Raw genomic sequence first — 22,913 nt, 5'->3', positions numbered from 1 at the left:
GGGGCGCCGGCAGCCCCCGTGGCCATCAATACATGTGCTGGCCGCCGTTGATGCTCATCGTCGAGCCGGTCACGAATGCGGCATGTTCGGAGCACAGGAAGCTGACCCCGCGGGCGATCTCGCTGGCTTTGCCGAGTCGCCCGACGGGGATCTTGGCGACGATCTTCTCGAGCACCGGTTCGGGGACGGCGGCGACCATGTCGGTGTCGATATAGCCCGGCGCGATCGCGTTGACGGTGATCCCGAAGCGCGCGCCTTCCTGCGCCAGCGCCTTGGTGAAGCCGTGGATCCCGCTTTTGGCGGCGGCGTAGTTGACCTGGCCATATTGTCCGGCCTGGCCATTGATCGACCCGATGTTGACGATGCGGCCCCAGCCGCGTTCCTTCATCCCCGCAAAGGTGGCCTTGGCGGTGTTGAAACAGCCGCCCAGATTGGTGCGCATGACCGCGTCCCAGTCCGCGTAGCTCATCTTGAGCAGCGTGCCGTCGCGGGTGATCCCGGCATTGTTGACCACCACGTCGATCGGGCCATGCTGCTCGGCGATGCTTGCGCAGGCCGCCTCGACAGCCTCGGGGTCGCCGACGTCGAACTTGCTCGTGGGGATGCCGGTTTCTTCGGTGAAGCGCTGGGCGGCTTCGTCATTGCCGGCGTAATTGGCGATCACGGTAAAACCGCGCTCGTCGCGCAGGCGTTCGCAGACTGCGCGGCCGATCCCGCGCGTGCCCCCGGTTACAATAGCCACCCGTGACATAGTCGATTCTCCCCCGCATTCCCTAGCGTTGCGGCGAGCCTAGGCCAGCGACGTGGCGCACGCCAAGCCCCAACGCCCAAGCGGCGCTGCGGTGCAATCGTATTTTTGGGTGGGGTTTGCTTAGAAGCTGACGCGCGTGCCGACGTAGACGGCCTGGTCGTCCTCGAGCCCGTCGGTCAGCGGTGCAAGCCGGTTGTTGTCTTTCGACAGACGGACACCGGCGGTCACGTTGAGATTGCCGACCACGCGGTAGGAGGTGCTGAGATCGACGCTCTGGTTGCCCGCGCCTTCGAGCGTGCGCGGCGAGCGGCCGGCCTTGTCTTCCTTCTCGAGCGCGAGGCGCGAATCGAAGCGGCCCGGCTTGGCGGGCTTGTCGCCCTTGTCGAGGGCGTAGCTGGCGAGGTCGGGCATGCCCATGTCGCGCAGGCCGACCGAAACGGTCGCCGGCTTGGCGGGCTGGGCGAAGCTCTGATAGCCGCGCGCCACACCCAGATTGTAGCTGGTCTGGCTGATTGCGAGCACGCGTTCGCGGCTGTCGGCGGTGCCGGCCGAATCGATCGCGCTGCGGACCGAGATCGCGCGGGCCATGGCGTCGTCGACGCGGACCGCGACGGTCACCGTGCGGTCCTTGGTCAGCACCGGCTTGTTCGCCGGGGTGAAACGCAATCCGTCTTCACCCATCACGGCGGCGACGCGCGCAGCAAGCTGCGGATCGACCTTGGCCGGGGTAAAGCGCAGATAGGATACGGTTTCGGGAACCTCCGCTGCCGCGCTGGTCTGCACCACGGCGAGACCGGCGGCGGGTATCGCCAGCGACAGACCGGCAACAGCCAGCGCCGCGGGTACGAACCGCGCCTTGCCCTGACTTTTCACCGAACGTGCCATCGCGAACGAGCTTCCCTTGTTTCTCCGGACTAAAGGCAGAACCGCCCTGAACGGTTCCTGACTTTTACGCCCTGGCGGGGCGAGTCCCTTGTTTGTGACAGCCAAGGTAGCACTCGCGCACCCGATGGCCAGCTTTTCCACAGCGGTTCCGCGCGATTAGCGAAAAGTGTTGCGCAGTGTCCACAAGCACTTGGCAGAAGGTGCGCAGGCCGCGCGCATGGATTAAGCCCGCATTCACGCACGCAAGGCTGTGTGAGGCCCCGATGGCCTATGCCTTGCTCCCAAGCGTGCAGGCCTTATAGAGCCAAGCAATCTGCAGGATACCAAGGATCGACATGAGCGCTTTCGCAACCATTCGCCGCCCCGCAACCATCGCCGTTGCGACCGCCGCCTCGCTGGGCCTCGCGGCATGCGGTGGCGGGCGTGAGCGGCCGCAGGCGGACATTGCCGCGGCGCAGGTCACCACCATCGGGGTCAATTCCTACCTCTGGCGCGCCTCGCTCGATGCGGTGAGCTTTGCTCCGCTGCTCCAGGCCGACAGCAATGGCGGCGTGATCGTGACCGACTGGTATGCCAATCCGAGCAATCCGGGCGAGCGGGTCAAGATGACCGTCACCATCCTCGATTCCGATCTGCGCGCCGATGCGCTGCGCGTGGCAGCCAGCCGCCAGGTCAACCAGTCGGGCACCTGGGTCGATGCCCCGGTCCAGGCGGCGACCGTGCAGAAACTGGAAGACATCATCCTGACCAAGGCCCGCGAGCTGCGCCGCGAAGCGGTCAGCTGATCGCGGGGGCGGAGCCTTAAAGCGCCTTCCCATAGCCGGTAAAATCCGTAAACGCCGCTCGCATGAGCAGCGAAACCCGTTTCGATCCCGCCAGCGCCGATGCGCGCTGGCAAAGCGCGTGGGACCAGGCGCAGACTTTCCGCGCGGATAGCGATTCCCCCAAGCCCAAGAGCTACGTGCTCGAGATGTTTCCCTATCCTTCGGGGCGCATCCATATCGGCCATGTGCGCAATTACACGATGGGCGACGTGCTGGCGCGCTACAAGAAGGCGGTGGGCCACGAAGTGCTGCATCCGATGGGCTGGGACGCCTTCGGCATGCCCGCCGAAAACGCGGCGATGGAAAAGGGCGTCCACCCGGGCGGCTGGACCCGCGACAATATCGAACACATGAAGGCGCAGCTGAAGCGTCTCGGCTTCGCGCTGGACTGGTCGCGGGAATTGGCGACCTGCGAACCCGATTATTACGGGCACGAGCAGGCGCTGTTCATCGATCTCTACGAAGCGGGCCTCGTCTATCGCAAGGAGAGCGAGGTCAATTGGGACCCGGTCGATATGACCGTGCTCGCCAATGAGCAGGTGATCGACGGCAAGGGCTGGCGCAGCGGCGCCGAGGTCGAGAAACGCAAGCTGAGCCAGTGGTTCCTCAAGATCACCGACTTCGCCGAGGAATTGCTCGAAGGGCTCGGCAGCCTCGAGAACTGGCCCGACAAGGTCCGGCTGATGCAGGAGAACTGGATCGGCAAGTCGACAGGGCTGGAATTCAGTTTCGACCTGTCGAATGGCGACACGCTGCCGGTCTATACCACGCGGCCCGACACCATCTTCGGCGCGAGTTTCGTCGCGGTCGCACCGGATCATCCGCTGGCGCAAGCCGTGGCGGCACAGAACTGCGATGCGGCGAAGTTCATCGCATTGTGCAAGCGAGGCGGGACGACCGCGGCGGAGTTGGAAACGGCAGAGAAGCTCGGCTTCGATACCGGGATAGGGGCGAAGCACCCTTTCACGCAGCAGCACCTGCCCGTCTATATCGCGAACTTCGTGCTGATGGATTACGGCACCGGCGCGATCATGGCGGTGCCGGGCCACGACCAGCGCGATTTCGAATTCGCCACCAAATACGGCCTGCCGATCCCCCGGGTCGTCGCGCCGAGCGCCGATCAGGCGAACAAACCTTTCGACGGCGAGGCCGAGGCGGGTGAGGGCGTGCTGGTCAATTCGGACTTCCTCGACGGGATGGAAGTCGAGGACGCCAAGCGCGCAATCATCGCGCGCATCGAGGAACAGGGCCGGGGGACAGGCAAGACCGTCTGGCGCCTGCGCGACTGGGGCGTGTCGCGCCAGCGTTACTGGGGCACGCCGATCCCCTTCATCCATTGCGATGCCTGCGGTGTCGTGCCAGCGCCCAAGGACAGCCTGCCGATCACGCTGCCCGAGGATGTCGATTTCCGGACCCCGGGCAATCCGCTGCTGCGCCATCCGACATGGAAACATGTCGACTGCCCCAAATGCGGCGCAGGCGCGACACGCGAAACCGATACGCTCGACACTTTCGTCGACAGTTCGTGGTATTTCCTGCGCTTCGCCAGCCAGCCCGCGGACAAGCCGTTCGACAAGGACGAGATCGCCAAATGGCTGCCGGTCGAGCAGTATATCGGCGGGATCGAGCACGCGATCCTGCACCTGCTCTATGCCCGGTTCTGGACCCGCGCGCTGGCGCATATGGGCCAGATCGACGTGACCGAACCCTTTGCCTCGCTGTTTACGCAAGGCATGGTCACGCATGAGACCTACAGCCGCAAGGACGGGAGCAAGACACTCTACTTCGCGCCGGACGAGATCAGCCGCGAAGCCGAACGCGCGCTGCTCAAGGTGGATGGCGGCGCGGTCGAGATCGGCCGCGTCATCAAGATGTCGAAGTCGAAGAAGAACGTCGTCGATCCCGATACGATCATCGACACCTATGGCGCCGACGCAGTGCGCTGGTTCATGCTGTCCGACAGCCCGCCCGAACGCGACCTGCCGTGGTCCGAGGCGGGGATCGAGGGTTGCTCGCGCTTCGTGCACCGTCTGTGGCGCCTGTTCGCCGCCCATGACGCCGGGGCCGAAGGCGAGGACAAGCCGCTGCTGCGCAAGATGCACCAGACGGTCGCCGCGGTCGCCGAGGACATCGAATCACTGGGTTTCAACAAGGCGGTGGCGCGGATCTACGAACTGACCGGAGCGGTCGAGAAGGCGCAGCCTTCTGCCAGCCGGACGGCCGCGATCCGCACACTGGTGCAACTGGTCGCGCCGATGATGCCGCATCTGGCCGAGGAGGCCTGGGCGTCGCTGGGCGCCGGCGGCCTGGTGGCCGATGCCGCCTGGCCCGCAGTCGATCCCGCGCTGCTGGTCGAGGACGAGGTCACCATCGCGGTCCAGCACAAGGGCAAGCTGCGCGACACGCTGACCGCGCCCAAGGGCGCTTCGAAGGAAGATCTCGAAGCGATGGCGCTGGCGTCGGAAAAGGTGCAGCGCTCGCTCGACGGGGCGGAAATCCGCAAGGTCATTGTGGTGCCCGACAGATTGGTGAATATCGTCACCTGATGCGCATCGTCCTCGCCTGCCTCGCCCTCTGCACGCTCTCGGCCTGCGGCCTGTCGCCCATGTATGCGGGCGGCGGCAGCGGCGCGGTCGCGCAATCCATGGCCGCGATCGAGGTCGCGCCGATCGAAGGGCGTGCCGGCTGGCTCGTGCGCAGCGCCCTCGAGGAACGCTTCGGCGCAGCAGGCACGGTGAGCCCGCAATACCGGATCGATGTCCGGCTCGACGACCAGCTCGAAGGGCTCGCGGTGCTGCGCGACGATACGATCAGCCGCGAACGGCGGACGCTGCGCGCGCGCTATCAGCTGGTCGATCTCGCCACTGGCGAAATCCTGCTCGATGCGACCGATGGCTCGGATGCCGGGATCGATGTGGTGTCGAGCGAATATGCGGTCATCGCCGCTGAACAGACCGCGCTGCAGAACCTGTCGCAGGATCTTGCGCAGCGGATGGTGACGCGGATCGCGCTGGCCTTGCGGCGGCAGGGCGACACGGCACAGTGAAGCTCAGCAACCGCGATTTCGCGGCCAAGGGACGCAGCGCCGCCCAGGGCTGCGGCATTTTCTTTTTCTGCGGACAGGACGAAGCGGGCGCCAGTGCGGCGGCCAACGACCTCGTGACCTGGCTGCCCGAACCGGGCGAACGCGTCGAAATGTCGGGTGCCGAGCTGCGCGGCGATCCCGCGCGGCTGGGCGATGAGGCACGGACCAATTCGCTGTTCGGCGACCAGCGGCATATCTGGGTGCGGGCCAACGGCGACGAGGCGCATGAAGCGCTCAAGGTGCTGGTCGAAACCAGCGAAGCGGGCGGCGGCGAGGCCTGCCCGGTCATCGTCGTCGCCACCTCGGCCACCGACAAGTCGCGCTCGGCCAAGCTGCTCGAAAAGCGCAAGGATGCGCTGGTGGCGATGTTCTATCCGCCCGACCTGCAATCGGTCACCCGCAGCGTGCGCGGCCTCGCCGACGGGGCGGGCGTGCGGCTGGGCGGCGATCTGGCCGAACGGATCGCACGCGCGGCCAATCTCGACGTGCGGCTGGCGAAAAGCGAGGTGGAGAAACTCGCGCTCTATCTCGATGCCAGCGCGCAAAGCCCGCAAAGCGCGACCGCGGAGGATATCGACGCGATCGGCGCGGCAAGCGAGGACGATGGCTTCACCCCGCTGGTCAATGCGGTGATGGGCGGACAAGCGCCCAAGGTCGCGGTCGAACTGGCGCGGATGAAATTGCTCGGGCTCAATCCGGTGGGCGTGTTGCTCGCCTTCGAGCGGCGCGCGGCGCAGCTGGCGCGGATCGCCGCGGCGCTCGGTTCGCGGTCGTTCGGCGATCTGGATCGGGGCGAGGAGGCGCGGCTGGGTATCTTCTTCAAGGAAAAGCGCGATATCGGGCAGCAGCTCGCGCTGTGGCGGCACGGCGACAAGCTCGACCGGCTGACGCAGCGCCTCGTCGGGCTCCACCGCGAATTGCTGACCAACAGCCAGGCCGCCGAATTGCTGCTGGCGCAGGGCCTTGCCGATATTGCGCGCGTGGCCGGCGCGCGGGGGCGCTAGCCGCAGCTCAGCCTTCGGGGACCGAGAAGGTCCCGGTGACCCGGCCGCCCGACTGGCCTTCGCCCGTAACCGAGGACGATCCGCTGGCACGCCCGTCGACGCTCGACACGCCCGAGGCGAGATCGATCACCAACCGTCCGCCATTGAGCGTATCGCCGCCGCGGTTGAGCCGGACATTGCCCGCCATGGTGATGATGCGGCGATTGAAGTCATAAACAGCGGTATCGCCGCGCGCGCGTTCGTTGCCGCGGGTTACATTGACCCCGCCGGTGGCCATGATGCGCTGGATCTTGAGTGTGCCGGCATCCGAGTAGCTGACGATGGTCCGCGCCGCATTGAGGTTGAGCCCGGCCTGGGTGATCGCGACATTGCCCGACAGAACGACGCGGTTTTCGCGGTCCTGCAGCTCGATCCGGTCGGCGGCATAGGACACGGGCGCATCCGAATTGTGCCCCGCGATCGACTGCGCGGAGAGCTGCATTCCGGCAAAGGCGACCGCCGTGACCGCGAACGAACCGATGCCCCAGCGGGCGATGGTGGGGAGCAGGGGCTTCATTACGGCATCCTCAGCTTTCCGGGCTCCATGCGCAGCCGCGCATTGCCCGACAGGGTTATGGTGCGCGCCGACAGATCGGCGGTCAAACGGTCGGCGCTGAAGGTCCCGGCGGGAATTTCCCCCTCAACGCCCCCCGCACCGACCAGCAGCTTGTTGGCGAGGTCGACCGAGACGCCGCGCGCCAGCATGCGATAGCCATCGGCGGCCTGCATGCGCATCGGCCCGGTGATCGAAACCACTTCCTTGTCGATGTCATATTGCCCGGCTTCGGCGCTCAGCCGCGCGGGGCCATCGTCGAGCAAGAGCCGCGCGACCAGATCGTCCATCCGCACGAGTCCTTCCGCGCTCGAGCGCTGGACCGCCTCGCCCGCGGTCAGCGAAAACGGGCGGTTCTGGTTGTCGGCCCCGCGATAGAGCGCATTGTCGACGCGCAGGCGTTCAGAGATGATCGCCACCTTGTTGCGGTCGAGCAGGAAGCTGATCTCGCCGCGCGGCGAGAGCGGGGTGATGACCATCAAGGCCGCCAGCACGCCGACAGCCATTGGCAACGCGCGCGCAAGGAAAGCGACGAGGCGATCATGCGCCCCGCCGGGCTCGGCCCAGTGCTGGCGCTCGTGGCGCCGCTCCTGGGCTTCTGCCGTTTCGATCCTGCGTTGCCGGAATGCCATGCGTGTCGCCTGCCCGCGTGATCCTTACATGTGGCTGAAGATGTCGTGCTCGGCCCAGCCCGCCACGTCGAGCCGCGCGCGGGTGGGGAGGAAGTCGAAGCAGGCCTGCGCCAGTTCGGTGCGGCCCTCGCGCGCCAGCCGGCGGTCGAGCTCGTCCTTCATCCGGTGGAGGTAGCGCACGTCGCTCGCAGCGTATTCGCGCTGCGCGTCGTTGAGTTCGGGGCCGCCCCAGTCGCTCGACTGCTGCGCCTTGGAGATGCTTTCGCCGAGCAATTCCTCGACCAGCATCTTGAGCCCATGACGGTCGGTATAGGTGCGCACCAGTTTGCTGGCGATTTTGGTGCAATAGCAGGGCGTCGCTTCCACCCCGAGGTAATACTCGATCGCGGCGAGGTCGAAGCGTGCGAAATGGAACAGCTTGAGCCGTGCGGGATCGGCCAGCACCGCCTTGAGATTGGGCGCGTCGTAATCGCTGTCGGGCGCAAAGCGCACGAGATGCTCGTCGCCCTTGCCGTCGCTGATCTGGACGACGCACAGCCGGTCGCGGATCGTGACGAGACCCATGGTTTCGGTATCGACGGCCACGGGGCCATCGGCGAGGACGCCTGCGGGGAGGTCTTCTTCGTGGAAATGCACTGCCATGCGCGCGGCCTTAGGCCGATTGGGGATTGGTGGGAAGGGGTGCTGGCGAGGCGCGTCCGGGCGGCTTAGTCCTCTCCCTATGGCGACCGACACGATCCCCGAAAGCTGGCAGGCCGCGCTGGGCCCGGTGCTGGCGACCCCGCAGGCGCGGCAATTGGGCGGATTCCTGGTCGAGGAAGAGCGCGCGGGCAAACCGGTCTATCCGCCGCGCGGCGGCCGCCTGGCGGCGCTCGAACTGACCCCGCTCGACGCGGTGAAGGTCGTGATCCTCGGGCAGGATCCCTATCATGGGCCGGGGCAGGCGATGGGCCTGTGCTTCGCAGTGCCCGAAGGGGTGAAGGTCCCGCCAAGCCTCGTGAACATCTACAAGGAGCTGGAAGCCGACCTCGGCATCGCGCGCCCCGCGCATGGCGATCTGAGCAAATGGGCGCGGCAGGGCGTGCTGCTGCTCAACAACACGCTGACGGTCGAGGGCGGCAAAGCGGGCAGCCATGCAAAGCGCGGCTGGGGTGCGATCACCGATGCCTGCGTGGCGGCAGTGGCGGCGCGCGAGGAGCCCGCGGTGTTCATCCTGTGGGGCAGCCATGCGCAGGCCAAGGCGCAGCGGATCGAGCACTTGCGCAATCCACGCCATTGCGTGATCGAGAGCCCGCACCCCAGCCCGCTGTCGGCGCATCGGGGATTTTTCGGCTCGCGTCCGTTCAGCCGGACCAATGCCTTCCTTGCCGAACACGGCCGCACTCCGATCGACTGGGCGGTGTGACTTGCCATCGCCCCGCGCCTGTACGAGACTTGGCGCAAGCGACAGGGGGACCATGGCGATGAAGGCGATATTCAAGGCAGGCGCGGCGCTGGCCGTACTGGGAATGGTGGTTCCGGCGCAGGCTCGCACTGGCGGCGATCACCATGCCGAAGCGGGCACCCCCGATGCCGCCCGGGCCGAGGCGCTGGCCGAAGCGATGCGCGCGGCCGAGCTATGGGTCGAAGGCCAGCGGCAATATCGCAATATCCCCGCGGTCTCCGCCGCAGTGGCGCAGGGCGACCGGACCGTCTGGGCGCGCGGCTTCGGCACCACCGACCGCGCGCGCCAGATGCCCGCGAGTGCCGACACGATCTATTCGATCTGTTCGATTTCCAAGCTGTTCACCGCGGTCGCGCTGATGCAGCAGTGGGAGCAGGGCAAGGTCGCGCTCGACACGCCGATCGCGCATTATCTGCCCTGGGCCACGCTGGCGGACGATCCGCGTGACAGCGTGCCGGTGACCCTGCGCGGCGCGCTGACCCATTCTGCCGGGCTGCCGCGCGAATCGGACTATCCCTATTGGACCGGGCCCGACTATCCCTTCCCCAGCCAGTCCGAGGTCCGCGCGAAGATCGGCTCGCAGGCGCCGCTCTATCCTGCCTCGACCACCTGGCAATATTCGAACCTCGGCCTGACGCTGGTCGGCGAAACGGTCGAGGCGGTAAGCGGCCAACGCTTCGCCGACTACGTGACCGCAAACATCCTCGATCCGCTTGGCCTGGAGGATACGCGGCCCGGGCTTCCCGGCGCGCTGTATGGCGGGCAGCTGGCGGTCGGCTGGGGCGCGCTGACGGCGCAGGGCACGCGCCCGCAGATCGACCTGTTCGATCCGGCGGGGATCACGCCTGCCGCCGGGTTCAGCGCCAGCGTCGCCGATCTGGCCAAATTCGCCAGCTGGACCTTCCGCCTGGCGAAATCGGGCGAGGCCGAAGTCCTGCGCGCCTCGACGCTGCGCGAGATGCAGCGGGTCCATTATATCTCGCCCGATTGGGAAACCAGCTGGGGGCTTGGTTTCGCGGTGCGCCGGGAAGGCGACACGACGGTGGTTGGCCATGGCGGTTCCTGTCCCGGCTATCGCAGCTCGCTGATGATCGCGCCGAGCGAGGAAATGGCGGTTGCGGTCGCGATGAACGCGATGGATGATCCGGGCGCGCTTGCCTATGGCATCGCCGCGCTGATCAAGGCGCGGGGCGGGGCCAAGCCCTTTGCCGCGGTCGAGGGCGTCGATCTGGCCGACTATGCCGGGGTCTATGACGGGCAGCCCTGGAGCGCGGACTATATGCTGATCCCTTGGGCGGGCGGGCTGACCTGGCTCGCCGCCGATGCGGATGAACCGGCGAAGGCGATGTGGCGGCTCAAACCGCTGGGCGGCGACCGGTTCCGCGTCGTCACCGACACCGGCGAAGAACGCGACGAAGTCGTCTTCGAACGGGACCGCGCGGGCAATATCCACGCGGTCCACCAGCACTCCAATTCCTCGCGCCGGCTGCGCGGGCTTTAGCTCAGAAGATCGAATAGCCCCCGTCGATCACCACCGAATCGCCGGTATGGAAACGGCTGGCATCGCTCGCGAAATAGACCGCGATGCCCGCAAAGTCCTCGCCCTCGCCCCAGCGGCGCATCGGCACGCGGCCGATCGCTTTCTCGTTGAAGGCGTCCCAGTTCTGCAGCCGCTCGGTCATGTCGGTGGCGATCCAGCCCGGCAGGACGGCATTGGCACGGATACCGTAGCGCGCGAGTTCAACCGCGGTGCCGCGGACCATCGCCAGCACGCCCGCCTTGGTCGCAGCATAAGCCTGGTTCTGCGGCGCGCCGTGGATTGCCGACACGCTCGAGGTGACCAGCAGCGAACCGCCCGTGTCGCCGCTCTCCGCGCGCGCGACCATGTGCTTGCTCGCCTCGCGGAAGGTCCAGAACACCGCATCGAGATTGACCGCGGTGACCTTGCGCCACTGCTCGGTCGTCTGCTCGATCAGCGGCGCGCCCCCGCCGACGCCGGCATTGGCGATGCAGCTGTCGATCCGGCCAAGGCGTGACAGGCTTTCGGCCATGGCATCGACCACTGCCTGTTCATCGGCGACATCGACCTCCAGCGCCTCCACGCGCGTACCATGCGCTTTGAGGCGTTCGAGCGCGGCGGCGTTCTTGTCCGCATTGCGTCCCCAGATCGCGATGTCGGCGCCGGCTGCCGCAAGCCCTTCGGCCATGCCCAGCCCGATCCCGCCATTACCGCCGGTTATCACTGCCGCCTTGCCCGTCAGGTCGAAGGGTTTGAAAGCCATAGTCCTAATCTCCTCTCGCTCCGCTGCCAGTGAAGGGCAGCAGGGGAAAGATTGCAAGATGCAACTTGTTCGCTAGGCTGCCTGGCATGACCGACCTTGTCCTGACCGAGATCGCCGACGGGATCGCCACCGTTACCCTGAACCGCCCCGAAGCGATGAACGCGCTGTCGAAAGCGCTGCGCCACCGGCTCTATGCGGTGATGACCGCACTCGATGCCGATGAAGCCGTGCGCGCGGTGATCCTGACCGGCGCGGGCACACGGGCCTTCACCGCCGGGCTCGACCTCAAGGAATTGGGGGCGGAAGAAGGTGCGCTGGGGGCGGCCAATGCCGCAGGGGCGGATGAAAACCCGGTCAAGGCGATCGAGAGCTGCCGCAAGCCGGTGATCGGCGCGATCAATGGCGTCGCGATTACCGGCGGGTTCGAAGTCGCGCTGGCCTGCGACGTGCTGATCGCCAGCAGCAATGCCCGCTTCGCCGACACGCATGCGCGCGTCGGGATCGTGCCGGGATGGGGGTTGTCGCAGAAACTGTCGCGCATCATCGGGATCAGCCGGGCGAAGGAATTGAGCTTCACCGGCAACTTCCTCGATGCCGATACGGCCGAGCGCTGGGGGCTGGTCAACCGCGTGGTCGCGCCGCAAGACCTGTTGCCCGAGGCGCGGCGGATCGCGGCTGATATGGCGGGCATCGATCCCGCCTTCCTTGCCAGCTACAAGCAGCTGATCGACGAAGGCTATGCCGCAAGCATGGGCGAGGGGCTGGCGATCGAGCACCGGCTCTCCTCGGCGGCGAATAGCGCGGTCAGTCCAGCAGAGGTCGAGGCCCGCCGCGCCGCAGTGCAGGCGCGCGGACGCACGCAGAACTAGCTCAGCGGGGCTAGCTCAGCGGGGCAGTTCGCTCGCGCCCATCAGCGCCTTGTCGACCGCGCGGGCGCATTGCCGCCCTTCGCGGATCGCCCAGACCACCAGGCTTTGCCCGCGCCGCATGTCGCCGCAGGAGAACACATTCGCCTCGCTGGTGAGATACCATTCGGTATCCGCCGCGACATTGCCGCGCCCGTCGAGATCGACGCCTGCGCGATCGAGCAATCCGCGCCGCTTGGGCCCGGTGAAGCCCATCGCGAGCAGGATCAGGTCGGCCTTGAGCGTAAACTCGCTGCCCGCGACTTCCTGCATGCGGCCGTCTTTCCATTCGACGCGGACGCATTCGAGACCGGCGACATCGCCATTGTCCTCGACCACTCGTTTGGTCAGCACCGCCCAGTCGCGGTCGACGCCTTCCTCGTGGCTCGACGAGGTGCGCAGCTTGAGCGGCCAGTCGGGCCAGGTCAGCGCCTTGTCTTCCTTCTCGGGCGGCTTGGGCATGATCTCGAGCTGGGTTACGCTTGCCGCGCCCTGGCGGTTGCTGGTGCCGACGCAGTCGCTGCCGGTGTCGCCGCCGCCGATCACGATGACATGCTTGCCGGTCGCGGTGAGCGAACCGCGCGGGGCGGCGCGGACTTCGTCGTCGCCGGCATTGCGCTTGTTCTGCTGGGTCAGGAATTCCATCGCCAGCCGCACGCCGTTGAGTTCGGAGCCGGGAATGTCGAGCATGCGCGCTTCTTCGGCGCCCCCCGCCAGCACAACCGCGTCGAAATTTTCCTGCAGCGCCTGGAAGCTGACTTCGACCCCGACCTCGCTCGACGTGCGGAACTGGACGCCTTCGGCCTCCATCTGCACCGCGCGGCGGTTGATCAGGTGCTTTTCCATCTTGAAGTCGGGAATGCCGTAACGCAGCAAGCCGCCGATCCGGTCGCTTTTCTCGAACACGGTGACCGCATGGCCTGCGCGCGCCAGCTGCTGCGCGCAGGCGAGGCCCGCGGGTCCGCTGCCGACCACCGCGACCGATTTCCCGCTGCGCCGTTCGGGCAGCTCGGGTTTGACCCAGCCTTCCTCGAAGCCGCGGTCGATGATCGCGCATTCGATGCTTTTGATCGCCACCGGCGAATCGACGATGTTGAGCGTGCAGGCGGCCTCGCACGGGGCGGGGCAGACGCGGCCGGTAAACTCGGGGAAATTGTTGGTCGAATGCAGTACGTCGAGCGCGTTCTTCCAGTCGTCCTCGTAAACGAGGTGGTTCCAGTCCGGGATGAGGTTGTTCACCGGACAGCCGTTGTGACAATAGGGAATGCCGCAATTCATGCAGCGCGCGGCCTGCTGGCGCAGCTCGTCCTCCGACAGCGGGAGCGTGAACTCCTTGTAGTTCGTCAGCCGTTCCTGCGGGTCGAGATAGGTGCGCTCGAGCCGATCGTATTCGAGAAAGCCGGTTTCCTTGCCCATGACCCTTACTCCGCCGCTTCCATTGCGGCCTGTTCGCGTTCGTCTTCGAGTGCCTTGAGCGCACGCTGGTAATCGCGCGGCATCACCTTGCGGAAATTGCCGAGCTCGCTGGTCCAGTCGTCGAGCAATGCCTTGGCCTTGGCCGAGCCGGTGTGCAGCAAGTGCCGCTCGACCAGGACCTTGAGCCGTTCCGCGTCATGGTAGAGCGGATCGCCCATGCCGCAGTTCTCGACCGAGACCGGGCGCTGCTGCGGATTGCCCCAGCTGCGTTCGGCACCTGTCCCGTCGCCCGGCTGGACATCGACCACGTCGACCTGAGCCGGATTGCACAGCGCTTCGAAGCGGCGGTCGGGATCATAGACATAGGCGATCCCGCCGCTCATCCCGGCGGCGAAATTGCGGCCCGTGGGACCCAGCACGCAAACCACCCCGCCGGTCATGTATTCGCAGCCATGATCGCCCGTGCCCTCGACCACCGCGACCGCACCCGAATTGCGCACCGCGAAGCGTTCGCCCGCGACGCCTTCGAAATAGGCCTCGCCCGCGATCGCGCCATACAGCACGGTGTTGCCGACGATGATGTTTTCGCCCGGCGCACGCGGGGCGTCTTCGGGCTGGCGGACGATGATCCGGCCGCCCGACAGGCCCTTGCCGACATAGTCATTGGCATCGCCGGTCAGGCTGATCGCGACGCCATGCGCGAGCCATGCGCCGAAGCTCTGTCCGGCAACCCCGGTGAAATCGATCCGGATGGTGTCGGGCTGGAGCCCGGCATGACCATGCGCTTCGGCGATCCGGCCCGACAGCATGGCGCCGACGGTGCGGTTTACATTGCGGATCCGGCGCGTCAGATGAACCGCCTGGCCGCTCTCGATCGCGGGCTTGCAGGCCTCGATCAGTTCGACATCGAGTGCCGCGGCAAGGCCATGGTCCTGCGTTTCGGTCTGGAACAGCTGCTGGTTCTCCTCGAGCGGAACCGCATGGAGGATGCGCTTGAGATCGACGCCATGCGCCTTCCAGTGGCGTTCAACCCGGCGCATGTCGAGACGGTCGACACGGCCGATCATTTCCTCGACCGTGCGGAAACCCATCTCGGCCATGATCGCGCGCAATTCCTCGGCGACGAAGAAGAAGTAGTTGATGACGTGTTCGGGGGTGCCGGTGAAGCGCTTGCGCAGCACCGGGTCCTGCGTGGCGACCCCGACCGGGCAGGTGTTGAGATGGCACTTGCGCATCATGATGCAGCCCGCCGCGATCAGCGGGGCTGTGGCAAAACCGAATTCGTCCGCGCCGAGCAGCGCGCCGATCGCGACATCGCGCCCGGTCCGCAACCCGCCGTCGACCTGCACCGCGATCCGGCTGCGCAGATCGTTGAGCAGCAGCGTCTGCTGCGTTTCTGCGAGACCGATTTCCCACGGGCTGCCCGCATGGGTCAGGCTGGTCAGCGGGCTGGCACCCGTGCCGCCGTCATAGCCCGAAATGGTGACATGGTCGGCCTTGGACTTCGAAACGCCCGCGGCGACCGTGCCGACACCCACTTCGGACACCAGCTTGACCGAAATGCGCGCCTTTGGTTGGACGTTCTTCAGATCGTGGATCAGCTGCGCGAGATCTTCGATCGAATAGATGTCGTGATGCGGCGGGGGCGAGATCAGGCCGACGCCGGGCGTGGCATGGCGCACCGCGCCGATCCGCTTGTCGACCTTGTGACCGGGCAGCTGGCCGCCTTCGCCGGGCTTTGCGCCCTGCGCCATCTTGATCTGGATATCGTCCGAATTGACCAGATATTCGGTGGTCACGCCGAAGCGGCCGCTGGCGACCTGCTTGATCCGGCTGCGCATCGAATCGCCATTGTCGAGCGGGCGGAAGCGTTCGGGCTCCTCGCCGCCTTCGCCGGTGTTCGAGCGGCCGCCGAGACGGTTCATCGCGATGGCGAGTGTCGAATGCGCCTCGTGGCTGATCGAGCCGAAGCTCATCGCGCCGGTGCTGAAGCGTTTGACGATCTCGACCGCGGGTTCGACCTCGTCGAGGCTCAGCGGCTGTTCGGCGGGCGTCAGTTCCATCAGCCCGCGGATGGTCAGCAGGCGTTCGCTCTGCTCGTTGATCGAGCGCGCGAATTCCTCGTAATTCTTCACATCGTTGCCGCGCACCGCGTGCTGCAATTGCGCCACCGATTGCGGGGTCCAGGCATGCGCTTCGCCGCGCAGGCGGTACTGGTAGATCCCGCCGACATCGAGCATGCCCTTGTACAGCGGATTGTCGCCGTAAGCCTGCGCGTGACGCTGCACCGCTTCCTCGGCCACTTCGGCAAGGCCGATGCCCTCGATGGTGGTCGCCGTGCCGGTGAAATAGGTATCGATGAATTCGGAATTGAGCCCGACCGCGTCGAAGATCTGTGCGCCGCAATAGGACTGGTAGGTCGAGATGCCCATCTTGGACATGACCTTGAGAATGCCCTTGCCGACTGCCTTGACGAAGTTCTGGCGCACGTCGGCCGGGTCGCGTTCGGGGAAGCGCCGGGCGCGCAAATCCTCGAGCGTCTCGAAGGCGACATAGGGGTTGATCCCCTCGGCGCCGTAACCCGCGAGCGCGCAGAAATGATGCACTTCGCGCGCTTCGCCGGTTTCGATCACGAGCCCGGTCTGCATCCGCAGACCCTGGCGCACCAGCTGGTGATGCACCGCCGCGGTCGCCAGCAGTGCGGGCATGGGAATGCGGTCAGGCCCCTGGCCGCGATCGGACAGGATCAGGATGTTGGCATCGCCAAGCACCGCTTCGGTCGCCGCCCAGCACATTTCCTTGAGCGCCATGGCGAGGCCCTCGGCGCCGGTCGAGGCATCCCAGGTGATGTCGATGGTCGCAGTGCGGAAGGCACCGTCCAGCGCGGCTTCGACCGAGCGGATCTTCGCCAGACCTTCGTTCGTGAGGATCGGCTGGCTGACTTCGAGCCGCTTGTGCGTGCCCGCATCGCGGCCGAGCAGATTGGGCCGCGGGCCGATCATCGACAACAGGCTCATCACCAGTTCCTCGCGGATCGGGTCGATCGGCGGATTGGTGACCTGCGCGAAGTTCTGCTTGAAATAGTCGTAGAGCAGGCGGCTGCGGTCGGACAGAACCGCGATGGGCGTGTCGGTCCCCATCGAGCCGATCGGGTCCTCGCCGCCCTGCGCCATCGGCTCGAGGAAGCGGCCGATGTCTTCCTGCGTATAGCCGAAGGCCTGCTGGCGTTCGAGCAGGCTGGTGGTGGCGGTGGGGATCTCGCTCAGGTCGGGCTCGATCCGGTCGAGGTCCTTGAGTTTGTACTGCGCCGTTTCGAGCCATTTTTCATAAGGCGCGGCGTTGGCCAGCTCGGTCTTGAGCTCCTCGTCCTCGACGATCCGGCCCTGTTCGAGATCGATCAGCAGCATGCGGCCCGGCTGGAGCCGCCACTTGCGCGTGATATCGGCATCGTCGAACGGCAGCACGCCGCTTTCCGAGGCAAGCACCACGAGATCGTCCTTGGTCGTGCACCAGCGCGCGGGGCGCAGGCCGTTGCGGTCGAGGCAGGCGCCGATCTGCTTGCCGTCGGTGAAACACACCGCAGCGGGGCCGTCCCAGGGTTCCATCAGCGCGGCGTGATACTCGTAGAACGCGCGCCGGGCCGGATCCATCAACGGATTCTTGGCCCAGGCCTCGGGCATCAGCATCATCATCGCATGCGCGAGGCTGTAACCGCCCGCGACCAGCAGTTCGAGTGCGTTGTCGAGGCAGGCGGTGTCCGACTGGCCATGCGGGATCAGCGGCCACATCTTGTCGAGATCGGCGCCGAGCAGCTCGCTTTCCATCGTCCGGCGGCGCGCTTCCATCCAGTTCACATTGCCGCGAACCGTGTTGATCTCGCCATTATGCGCCATGAAGCGATAGGGATGCGCCAGCCGCCAGCTGGGGAAGGTATTGGTGCTGAAGCGCTGGTGGACGAGGCCGAGTGCGGACACGCAATCGGGATCGCGCAGATCGTCGTAGAAACTGCCGACCTGGTTCGCCAGCAACAGGCCCTTGTAAACCACGGTGCGGCTGGAAAAGCTCGGGATATAGGCGGTCGATAGACCGGCGATGCCGTGCTTGTGCTCGAGCGCGGCAAGCGGGTTGAGCGTCTGTTTGCGGATCACGACCAGCTTGCGCTCGAAAGCATCCTGGTCGGCGCAATCGGGGCCGCGCGCGATCACGCACTGGCGGATGACGGGCATCGAATCGACGACTGCCTTGCCGAGGCCATCGAGCGTGGTCGGGACATCGCGCCAGCCGATGAGGCGCTGGCCTTCCTTTTCGACGAACCGTTCGAGCTGGCGCTCGACGAATTCGCGCGCTTCGGTTGGCTGCGGGAGGAAGCACATGGCGACGGCATAGTCGCCCTCCTGCGGCAGGTCGTGGCCGTGATCGGCGGCCCATTTGCGCAACAGCGGGTCGGGTACCTGCAGCAGGATCCCCGCACCGTCGCCCAGCAGCGGATCGGCACCGACCGCACCGCGGTGGTCGAGATTGGCAAGAATCTCGAGCGCCTGCGTGACGATGGCATGGCTCTTCGCGCCCTTGATATGCGCGACCATGCCGACACCGCAGGCGTCGTGTTCGTTACGCGGATCGTAGAGACCCGTTACGGTTTGGGGCGGCGTGCGTCCCATCAGCGATGCGTCCTCCTTCGTGCCCGCCCACCGGCCTCGCATGGGGTGCGGGGCAGCCGGGAGCATGGTCGAGCGGTGCCCATCACGGCACCAGCAAAATTGCGCGAAGGATCGTAATGCCGACCGGATCGGGATTTTGCAACTGCGAGAAGCGAAGCAAAATTTCGCAGCCGCCAAGTTTTCCGCTTTATACGGCGCGTTAGCGGGGGGGCGGGCTGGGCCCGGTGATCAGCCTAGTCGGGCTTGCCGACGCGGCTGAGCTTGTCGAGCGCGCTGCGCAGTTCGGCCTGCGGATCGTCGGATGTCTCGCCCCGACGCGATTCGGGTGCATCGCGCTCGGCCTCGCGGCGCAGGAAAGCGATCACCATATCCGAATCTTCCTGCTCTTCCGCCGATGGGCCGGACTGGAAGGCCTTGAGGGCCGAACCGAGGCGTTCGGTGAGCTTGTCGAGCGGCAGATCGCCCAGCGCCGCGGCCGGAACCGGGTTTGGCGCAGGGTCGGACGGGGCGACCTCTTCAGTGGATGCGGGGGGTACTGGGGGCGCTGGGGGCGCGGGCTCGTCGAAGCCTTTTTCGTCCGGACTTGTGGGATCATCGTCCGAATTGTCGAAAGCGCTTTCGTCCGAGCTATCGAGATTGCCAATGGGATCGGCGATTGGATCGCCATCGGCCACTTTCGGCCCGACGTTCTGCCACTCCTCCCACGGGTCCCCCCCGAATGAAGCCACGGGCTCCTCCCAATTGTCCGCGATCGGTGCTGGCGCGGTTTCGGCCTTGAACTTGTCGAAGACCGAGATTTCCATTTCGTTAGCGTCCGCCGCTGCGGGTTCGTCCGGCCACTCGGGCGCGGTGCCGGCACCTGCCTCTTCGTGCCACAATTGCGTCATTGCATCGTCGGGCTGCGGGGCATCGGCGAGCAGGACTTCTTCGCTGTCGGCGTCCTCGGGCGGGTCCTCGGCCGGGCGAATACCTTCCTCGGCCATGTCCTCGCGCGGATTGAAAGGGCGGCGCGGGCCGGTCTTGCGGAGCGGAGGCGCATCCTGCGCGCCATCATCGTGCAGCCAGACACCGCCGGGCTCGTCCGCATAATCCGCATCGTCGTCATCCCCCATGGCCTCGTTGATGGCGGTCACGCGCATCGCGATGGCCAGCCCGATCAGCAGGCCAAGCCCCGCAGCGGCGGCGGACAGCGCCAAACGGCGCACGTCTGCATCCGCCAGAATGTCGGCAACGCCGAGGCGTTCGGCCATCAGCAGGTGGACCGCTGCAGGCATGACGAAGAGGCCAAGACCGAGCAGCAGCGCAAACCATGCGCCGACACCCCATTTGAAAGCAGGGTGGCTGCTGATCGGTGCAGAGTGCGTCGCGGCATTCATCGGCGTGGTAATACTCGTTGCATGCGGCTCAGGCGACCGCGGAAGAATCACGGGTTAGCAGATTCTGGTAAACGGCCCGATAACGATCAATGTTCCTAGCCCAATCATGGGCTTGCGCGACATGCGCATGACCCGCCTCACGCATCGCCGGCCAGCGCTCCCGCGCGGTGATGAACCCCGCCAGCGCCTCGGCCATGCCGGCGGGATCGTCGGGCGGGAAAAGCAGGCCGGTGACGCCGTTTTCGATCAGTTCGCGGTGCCCGCCGACATCGCTAGCGGCGACGATGCGCCGCTGGGCCATGGCCTCGAGCGGCTTCAGCGGGGTAACGAGATCGGTCAGGCGCGATCGTTTGCGCGGATAGGCGAGCACGTCGACCAGCGAATAATAGCGCTCGACCTCGCCATGCGGCACGCGTCCGGTGAAGATGATCGCCTCGCTGGCGGGCGATGCCGCAGCCTGCGCGCGCAGGGCTTCGTCCATCGGCCCGCCGCCGACCAGCAGCAATTGGGCCCCCGGCTGGCGCTCACGCAGCAGCGGTAGCGCGGCGATCAGATCGCCCAGGCCCTCGTAATCGTAGAAGCTGCCGATGAAGCCGATCACCGGTCCCGGCCCGATGCCGAGCGTCTCGGCCAAACCCGCATCGCGCGGCGGCGGGTCGCCGAACAGCGTCAGATCCACCCCATTGGGGGCCAGCGCGATCTTGCCCCCATCGTGGCCGCGCGCGACCAGATCGCCGCGCAGTCCCGCGCAAATCGTGAAGACCGCATCGGCCTGCGCCACCACGCGGTTTTCGAGCGCGCGGGTGAGGCGGTATTTGAGCGACCCCGCGCGCCCCGTTCCATTGCCGACCGCCGCATCCTCCCAGAAGGCGCGGATTTCATAGACGAAGGGGAGGCGCAGGCGGCGCGCGGCGCGCAGACCCGCCATGCCGCACAGCGCGGGCGAATGGGCATGGATGATGTCGGGGCGCCATTCGTGCGCGACCTGTTCGATTCTGGCGCGCAGCGCTTCGATCTCGCGCCATTCGCGCCAGACGGACGGGCCCGACGGCTGGCCGGGCGTGCGGAGGAAGGTCAGCCCCTCGACTTCTTCCACTGGCGGTCCCTCGGCGAAATGGCGCTGGCCGGTGATGCCGCGCACCTCGACCCCGGCGCCCTGCAGGCTCTTGAGGATCGCGCGCGTGCGGAAGGTATAGCCGGAATGCAGCGGCAGCGAATGATCGAGGATATGCAGCACGCGGGTCATCGATGGGTGCCTGTGTCACATTACGCTTAACGGCGCGTCAACCGCGAGGCATTAGGGACCGCTGCGGAGACCAAGCACTCGTGATCGACTATTTCGCCCTCGCCCTGACACATGCGCTGATCCTTATTGCGATCCTGCGCGTGTTCATGCGCGACGACCTCGACCGCGAGGACTCGCCGGGCGCAGAGCCCGAGACGGCGAAACCGAACCGGCGCGAGGCGAGGCGAGCACGGCGCGCAGGGGGGAAGACGCGCGATGCTTGATGCGGCACTGTTCCTGTTCGTCATGGCGTTGTTTGCGCTCGGCCTGAGGCGCCCCTTCGTCTGGGTGCTGGCCTACCTCTATATCGATATCCTCGCGCCGCAGAAGATCGGCTGGACGCTGACGCCGATGCTGCCGATTTCCTTCATTGCCTTCATGCTCGCCTTCGCCGGCTGGGCGATTGCCGATGCGAAATCCGAGATTCGCTTCACGCTGCGGCAGGGCATCATGATCGCCTTTCTCGGATGGTGCTTCCTCACGTTGCAATGGGCCGACTTCCCCGAGGATGCGGCCTATAAGTGGGAATGGGTCTGGCGCGCGCTGGTATTCGCCATCTTCCTGCCGTTGACGCTGGTCACGCGATTGCGGCTGGAGCTCGCGCTGCTGGTCGTCACGCTGACAGCCGGAGCGATCATCATTTCCTCCGGTCTCAAGACCGCGCTTGGCGGCGGGGGCTATGGCAGCCTGTATTTCTTCGTGAACGACAATTCGAACATCTACGAGAGTTCGACGCTCTCCACGGTCGCGATCGGGCTGATCCCGGTTATCTGGTGGTTCATGAACCACGGCCGGGTCTTCCCGCCCGACTGGCGCGTCAAGCTGTTCGGCTCGGCTTTCATCTTCGCCTGCCTCCTGATTCCTATCGGGACCGAGGCGCGCACCGGGCTCGTGTGTATCGGCGTCCTCGCGCTTCTGCTGCTGCGCGATGTGAAGCGACGGATGACCTTCATCGTCGGCGGCATCGCGCTCGTGCTGATGGCCGCGCCCTTCCTGCCGACCAGCTATTACGAACGCATGGGGCTGATCACCGGGCATGAACAGGACCAGTCGGCCTCGACCCGCCTCGCGGTGTGGCAATGGACCTATGATTATGCGCTGGAGAACCCGCTCGGCGGCGGGTTCGATTCCTACCGCGGCAACAAGTTCGAATACCGCCTGCCGCAGGTCGAGGAAAACGGCAGCACGACCACGGTCGAATACAAGGACGTGGTCGACGAAGCGCGCGCCTTCCACTCCTCGATCTTCGAGGTGCTGGGCGAACAGGGGTGGATCGGCCTGTTCCTGTGGGTCTGGCTCCATGCCAGCGGGCTGTGGCAGATGGAAAAGCTGCGGCGGCGGTGGCGCGGACGCGAGGGGGCGAGCTGGCAATCTCCATTGGCGAGCGCGCTGCAGATGACGCAGATCATCGCACTGGTCGGATCACTGTTCCAGGGGATCGCCTACCAGCCGGTGATCCTGCTGATCATCGCCCTGCAATGCGGGCTGTGGACCTATCTCAAGCGCTGCGAGGAAGCGGCCGCCGAGCCGCGCTCCTCGCGCCGGCGCGCTGCCCACCGCTCCGAGCCCCAACGCGCCACCAGCGCATCGAACGCGGCCCGTTCGGCCCCGGCGAGCGAGGCGTAATCCGCACACCGCCGTGCGCGCGTGACGCAGGCTTCACCGCTGTCGAGCCGCAGCGAAATCACGCCGAGCTCTTCATGCGCGAGACCGATCGCGGTCGGTTCGTCGAGCGGCCCGATATGGAGGAAGGGCGCGAGCGGCGCGGCGG

19 protein-coding genes are annotated in these 22,913 nt (G+C 66.3%); 9 read left to right on the top strand and 10 right to left on the bottom strand.

Translation table 11 applies throughout. The features are described from left to right. Positions 1-25 precede the first annotated feature (25 nt). Together phbB and V6B15_RS12400 are read right to left on the bottom strand one after the other, a co-directional pair. Entirely contained in the window at positions 26-751 is a 726-nt protein-coding gene (phbB, locus tag V6B15_RS12405; protein ID WP_253521329.1) for an acetoacetyl-CoA reductase, read from the bottom strand. Positions 752-871: 120 nt separating this feature from the next. Continuing rightward, positions 872-1,636, bottom strand: a complete 765-nt coding sequence (locus V6B15_RS12400; protein ID WP_334201452.1) for a hypothetical protein — start codon at positions 1,634-1,636, stop codon at positions 872-874. 335 nt (positions 1,637-1,971) lie between these two features. On the opposite strand from V6B15_RS12400, the gene V6B15_RS12395 reads away from it, so the two are divergent. The 4 genes from V6B15_RS12395 (at position 1,972) to holA (ending at position 6,549) form a co-directional block, all read left to right on the top strand. Further along, positions 1,972-2,421 (top strand): DUF3576 domain-containing protein, encoded by a 450-nt coding sequence (locus V6B15_RS12395; protein ID WP_253521337.1) that lies wholly within the window; start codon positions 1,972-1,974, stop codon positions 2,419-2,421. A 62-nt stretch (positions 2,422-2,483) separates the two neighbouring features. Then, positions 2,484-5,006 (top strand): leucine--tRNA ligase, encoded by a 2,523-nt coding sequence (gene leuS, locus V6B15_RS12390; protein ID WP_334201451.1) that lies wholly within the window; start codon positions 2,484-2,486, stop codon positions 5,004-5,006. Next, the gene (lptE, locus tag V6B15_RS12385) at positions 5,006-5,506 is read left to right on the top strand and encodes an LPS assembly lipoprotein LptE (protein WP_334201450.1); all 501 of its coding nucleotides are present in this window, start codon (positions 5,006-5,008) and stop codon (positions 5,504-5,506) included. Before leuS ends, lptE begins: the two co-directional genes overlap by 1 nt. Then, a complete protein-coding gene (gene holA / locus V6B15_RS12380) occupies positions 5,503-6,549 on the top strand; it encodes a DNA polymerase III subunit delta (protein ID WP_334201449.1) in 1,047 nt (348 codons plus the stop codon). Before lptE ends, holA begins: the two co-directional genes overlap by 4 nt. Positions 6,550-6,556: 7 nt before the next feature. Here the strand turns inward: holA and V6B15_RS12375 are convergent, their stop codons facing one another. Genes V6B15_RS12375 through V6B15_RS12365 form a run of 3 tightly spaced genes read right to left on the bottom strand, consistent with a single transcriptional unit; the run spans position 6,557 to position 8,415 of the window. Further along, entirely contained in the window at positions 6,557-7,105 is a 549-nt protein-coding gene (locus V6B15_RS12375; protein WP_334201448.1) for an LptA/OstA family protein, read from the bottom strand. Continuing rightward, positions 7,105-7,773: an LPS export ABC transporter periplasmic protein LptC gene (locus V6B15_RS12370; protein WP_334201447.1), complete on the bottom strand. Its 669-nt coding sequence runs from the start codon at positions 7,771-7,773 to the stop codon at positions 7,105-7,107. The genes V6B15_RS12375 and V6B15_RS12370 overlap by 1 nt, the downstream gene beginning before the upstream one ends. A gap of 24 nt (positions 7,774-7,797) precedes the next feature. Further along, positions 7,798-8,415, bottom strand: coding sequence for a ribonuclease D (locus V6B15_RS12365; RefSeq protein ID WP_334201446.1), 618 nt, complete (start codon positions 8,413-8,415; stop codon positions 7,798-7,800). Between the two features lie 79 nt (positions 8,416-8,494). Here V6B15_RS12365 and ung point away from each other — a divergent pair, with 79 nt between their 5' ends. Next, positions 8,495-9,178 carry a uracil-DNA glycosylase gene (gene ung, locus V6B15_RS12360; RefSeq protein ID WP_334201445.1) on the top strand — a complete coding sequence of 228 codons (684 nt, stop codon included), beginning with the start codon at positions 8,495-8,497 and terminating at the stop codon, positions 9,176-9,178. Positions 9,179-9,236: 58 nt separating this feature from the next. Further along, positions 9,237-10,718 (top strand): serine hydrolase domain-containing protein, encoded by a 1,482-nt coding sequence (locus V6B15_RS12355; RefSeq protein WP_334201444.1) that lies wholly within the window; start codon positions 9,237-9,239, stop codon positions 10,716-10,718. A gap of 1 nt (position 10,719) precedes the next feature. Here the strand turns inward: V6B15_RS12355 and V6B15_RS12350 are convergent, their stop codons facing one another. Continuing rightward, positions 10,720-11,499 (bottom strand): SDR family NAD(P)-dependent oxidoreductase, encoded by a 780-nt coding sequence (locus V6B15_RS12350; protein ID WP_334201443.1) that lies wholly within the window; start codon positions 11,497-11,499, stop codon positions 10,720-10,722. Positions 11,500-11,585: 86 nt separating this feature from the next. Between V6B15_RS12350 and V6B15_RS12345 the strand changes: the two genes are divergently transcribed. Then, positions 11,586-12,368 (top strand): enoyl-CoA hydratase, encoded by a 783-nt coding sequence (locus V6B15_RS12345; RefSeq protein ID WP_334201442.1) that lies wholly within the window; start codon positions 11,586-11,588, stop codon positions 12,366-12,368. 15 nt (positions 12,369-12,383) lie between these two features. On the opposite strand, the gene V6B15_RS12340 is transcribed toward V6B15_RS12345, so the two are convergent. The 4 genes from V6B15_RS12340 to V6B15_RS12325 all read right to left on the bottom strand — a co-directional run bounded on the left by V6B15_RS12340 (position 12,384) and on the right by V6B15_RS12325 (position 21,103). After that, entirely contained in the window at positions 12,384-13,820 is a 1,437-nt protein-coding gene (locus V6B15_RS12340) for a glutamate synthase subunit beta (RefSeq protein ID WP_334201441.1), read from the bottom strand. A gap of 5 nt (positions 13,821-13,825) precedes the next feature. Then, positions 13,826-18,481 carry a glutamate synthase large subunit gene (gene gltB / locus V6B15_RS12335; RefSeq protein ID WP_334201440.1) on the bottom strand — a complete coding sequence of 1,552 codons (4,656 nt, stop codon included), beginning with the start codon at positions 18,479-18,481 and terminating at the stop codon, positions 13,826-13,828. Between the two features lie 233 nt (positions 18,482-18,714). Next, the gene (locus V6B15_RS12330) at positions 18,715-19,857 is read right to left on the bottom strand and encodes a hypothetical protein (protein ID WP_334201439.1); all 1,143 of its coding nucleotides are present in this window, start codon (positions 19,855-19,857) and stop codon (positions 18,715-18,717) included. Positions 19,858-19,885: 28 nt separating this feature from the next. Then, the gene (locus tag V6B15_RS12325; RefSeq protein WP_334201438.1) at positions 19,886-21,103 is read right to left on the bottom strand and encodes a TIGR04063 family PEP-CTERM/XrtA system glycosyltransferase; all 1,218 of its coding nucleotides are present in this window, start codon (positions 21,101-21,103) and stop codon (positions 19,886-19,888) included. An 80-nt stretch (positions 21,104-21,183) separates the two neighbouring features. Here V6B15_RS12325 and V6B15_RS12320 point away from each other — a divergent pair, with 80 nt between their 5' ends. Both V6B15_RS12320 and V6B15_RS12315 read left to right on the top strand, forming a co-directional pair. After that, positions 21,184-21,366 carry a hypothetical protein gene (locus V6B15_RS12320; protein WP_334201437.1) on the top strand — a complete coding sequence of 61 codons (183 nt, stop codon included), beginning with the start codon at positions 21,184-21,186 and terminating at the stop codon, positions 21,364-21,366. After that, positions 21,359-22,768 (top strand): DUF5935 domain-containing protein, encoded by a 1,410-nt coding sequence (locus tag V6B15_RS12315; protein WP_334201436.1) that lies wholly within the window; start codon positions 21,359-21,361, stop codon positions 22,766-22,768. The genes V6B15_RS12320 and V6B15_RS12315 overlap by 8 nt, the downstream gene beginning before the upstream one ends. The last annotated feature ends 145 nt before the right edge of the window (positions 22,769-22,913 follow it).

Source organism: Qipengyuania sp. Mu-71, assembly GCF_036867055.1.
Taxonomy (GTDB): Bacteria; Pseudomonadota; Alphaproteobacteria; order Sphingomonadales; family Sphingomonadaceae; genus Qipengyuania; species Qipengyuania profunda.
Note: the sequence above shows the minus strand (reverse complement) of the source record. Positions and strands in the feature narration are given on the sequence as shown.

Bases quoted from the DNA above. Each gene is read 5' to 3' on its own strand.
- phbB (WP_253521329.1), bottom strand. From the start codon at position 751: ATGTCACGGGTGGCTATTGTAACCGGGGGCACGCGCGGGATCGGCCGC.
- V6B15_RS12400 (WP_334201452.1), bottom strand. From the start codon at position 1,636: ATGGCACGTTCGGTGAAAAGTCAGGGCAAGGCGCGGTTCGTACCCGCG.
- V6B15_RS12395 (WP_253521337.1), top strand. From the start codon at position 1,972: ATGAGCGCTTTCGCAACCATTCGCCGCCCCGCAACCATCGCCGTTGCG.
- leuS (WP_334201451.1), top strand. From the start codon at position 2,484: ATGAGCAGCGAAACCCGTTTCGATCCCGCCAGCGCCGATGCGCGCTGG.
- lptE (WP_334201450.1), top strand. From the start codon at position 5,006: ATGCGCATCGTCCTCGCCTGCCTCGCCCTCTGCACGCTCTCGGCCTGC.
- V6B15_RS12375 (WP_334201448.1), bottom strand. From the start codon at position 7,105: ATGAAGCCCCTGCTCCCCACCATCGCCCGCTGGGGCATCGGTTCGTTC.
- V6B15_RS12370 (WP_334201447.1), bottom strand. From the start codon at position 7,773: ATGGCATTCCGGCAACGCAGGATCGAAACGGCAGAAGCCCAGGAGCGG.
- V6B15_RS12365 (WP_334201446.1), bottom strand. From the start codon at position 8,415: ATGGCAGTGCATTTCCACGAAGAAGACCTCCCCGCAGGCGTCCTCGCC.
- ung (WP_334201445.1), top strand. From the start codon at position 8,495: ATGGCGACCGACACGATCCCCGAAAGCTGGCAGGCCGCGCTGGGCCCG.
- V6B15_RS12355 (WP_334201444.1), top strand. From the start codon at position 9,237: ATGAAGGCGATATTCAAGGCAGGCGCGGCGCTGGCCGTACTGGGAATG.
- V6B15_RS12350 (WP_334201443.1), bottom strand. From the start codon at position 11,499: ATGGCTTTCAAACCCTTCGACCTGACGGGCAAGGCGGCAGTGATAACC.
- V6B15_RS12345 (WP_334201442.1), top strand. From the start codon at position 11,586: ATGACCGACCTTGTCCTGACCGAGATCGCCGACGGGATCGCCACCGTT.
- V6B15_RS12340 (WP_334201441.1), bottom strand. From the start codon at position 13,820: ATGGGCAAGGAAACCGGCTTTCTCGAATACGATCGGCTCGAGCGCACC.
- gltB (WP_334201440.1), bottom strand. From the start codon at position 18,481: ATGGGACGCACGCCGCCCCAAACCGTAACGGGTCTCTACGATCCGCGT.
- V6B15_RS12330 (WP_334201439.1), bottom strand. From the start codon at position 19,857: ATGAATGCCGCGACGCACTCTGCACCGATCAGCAGCCACCCTGCTTTC.
- V6B15_RS12325 (WP_334201438.1), bottom strand. From the start codon at position 21,103: ATGACCCGCGTGCTGCATATCCTCGATCATTCGCTGCCGCTGCATTCC.
- V6B15_RS12315 (WP_334201436.1), top strand. From the start codon at position 21,359: ATGCTTGATGCGGCACTGTTCCTGTTCGTCATGGCGTTGTTTGCGCTC.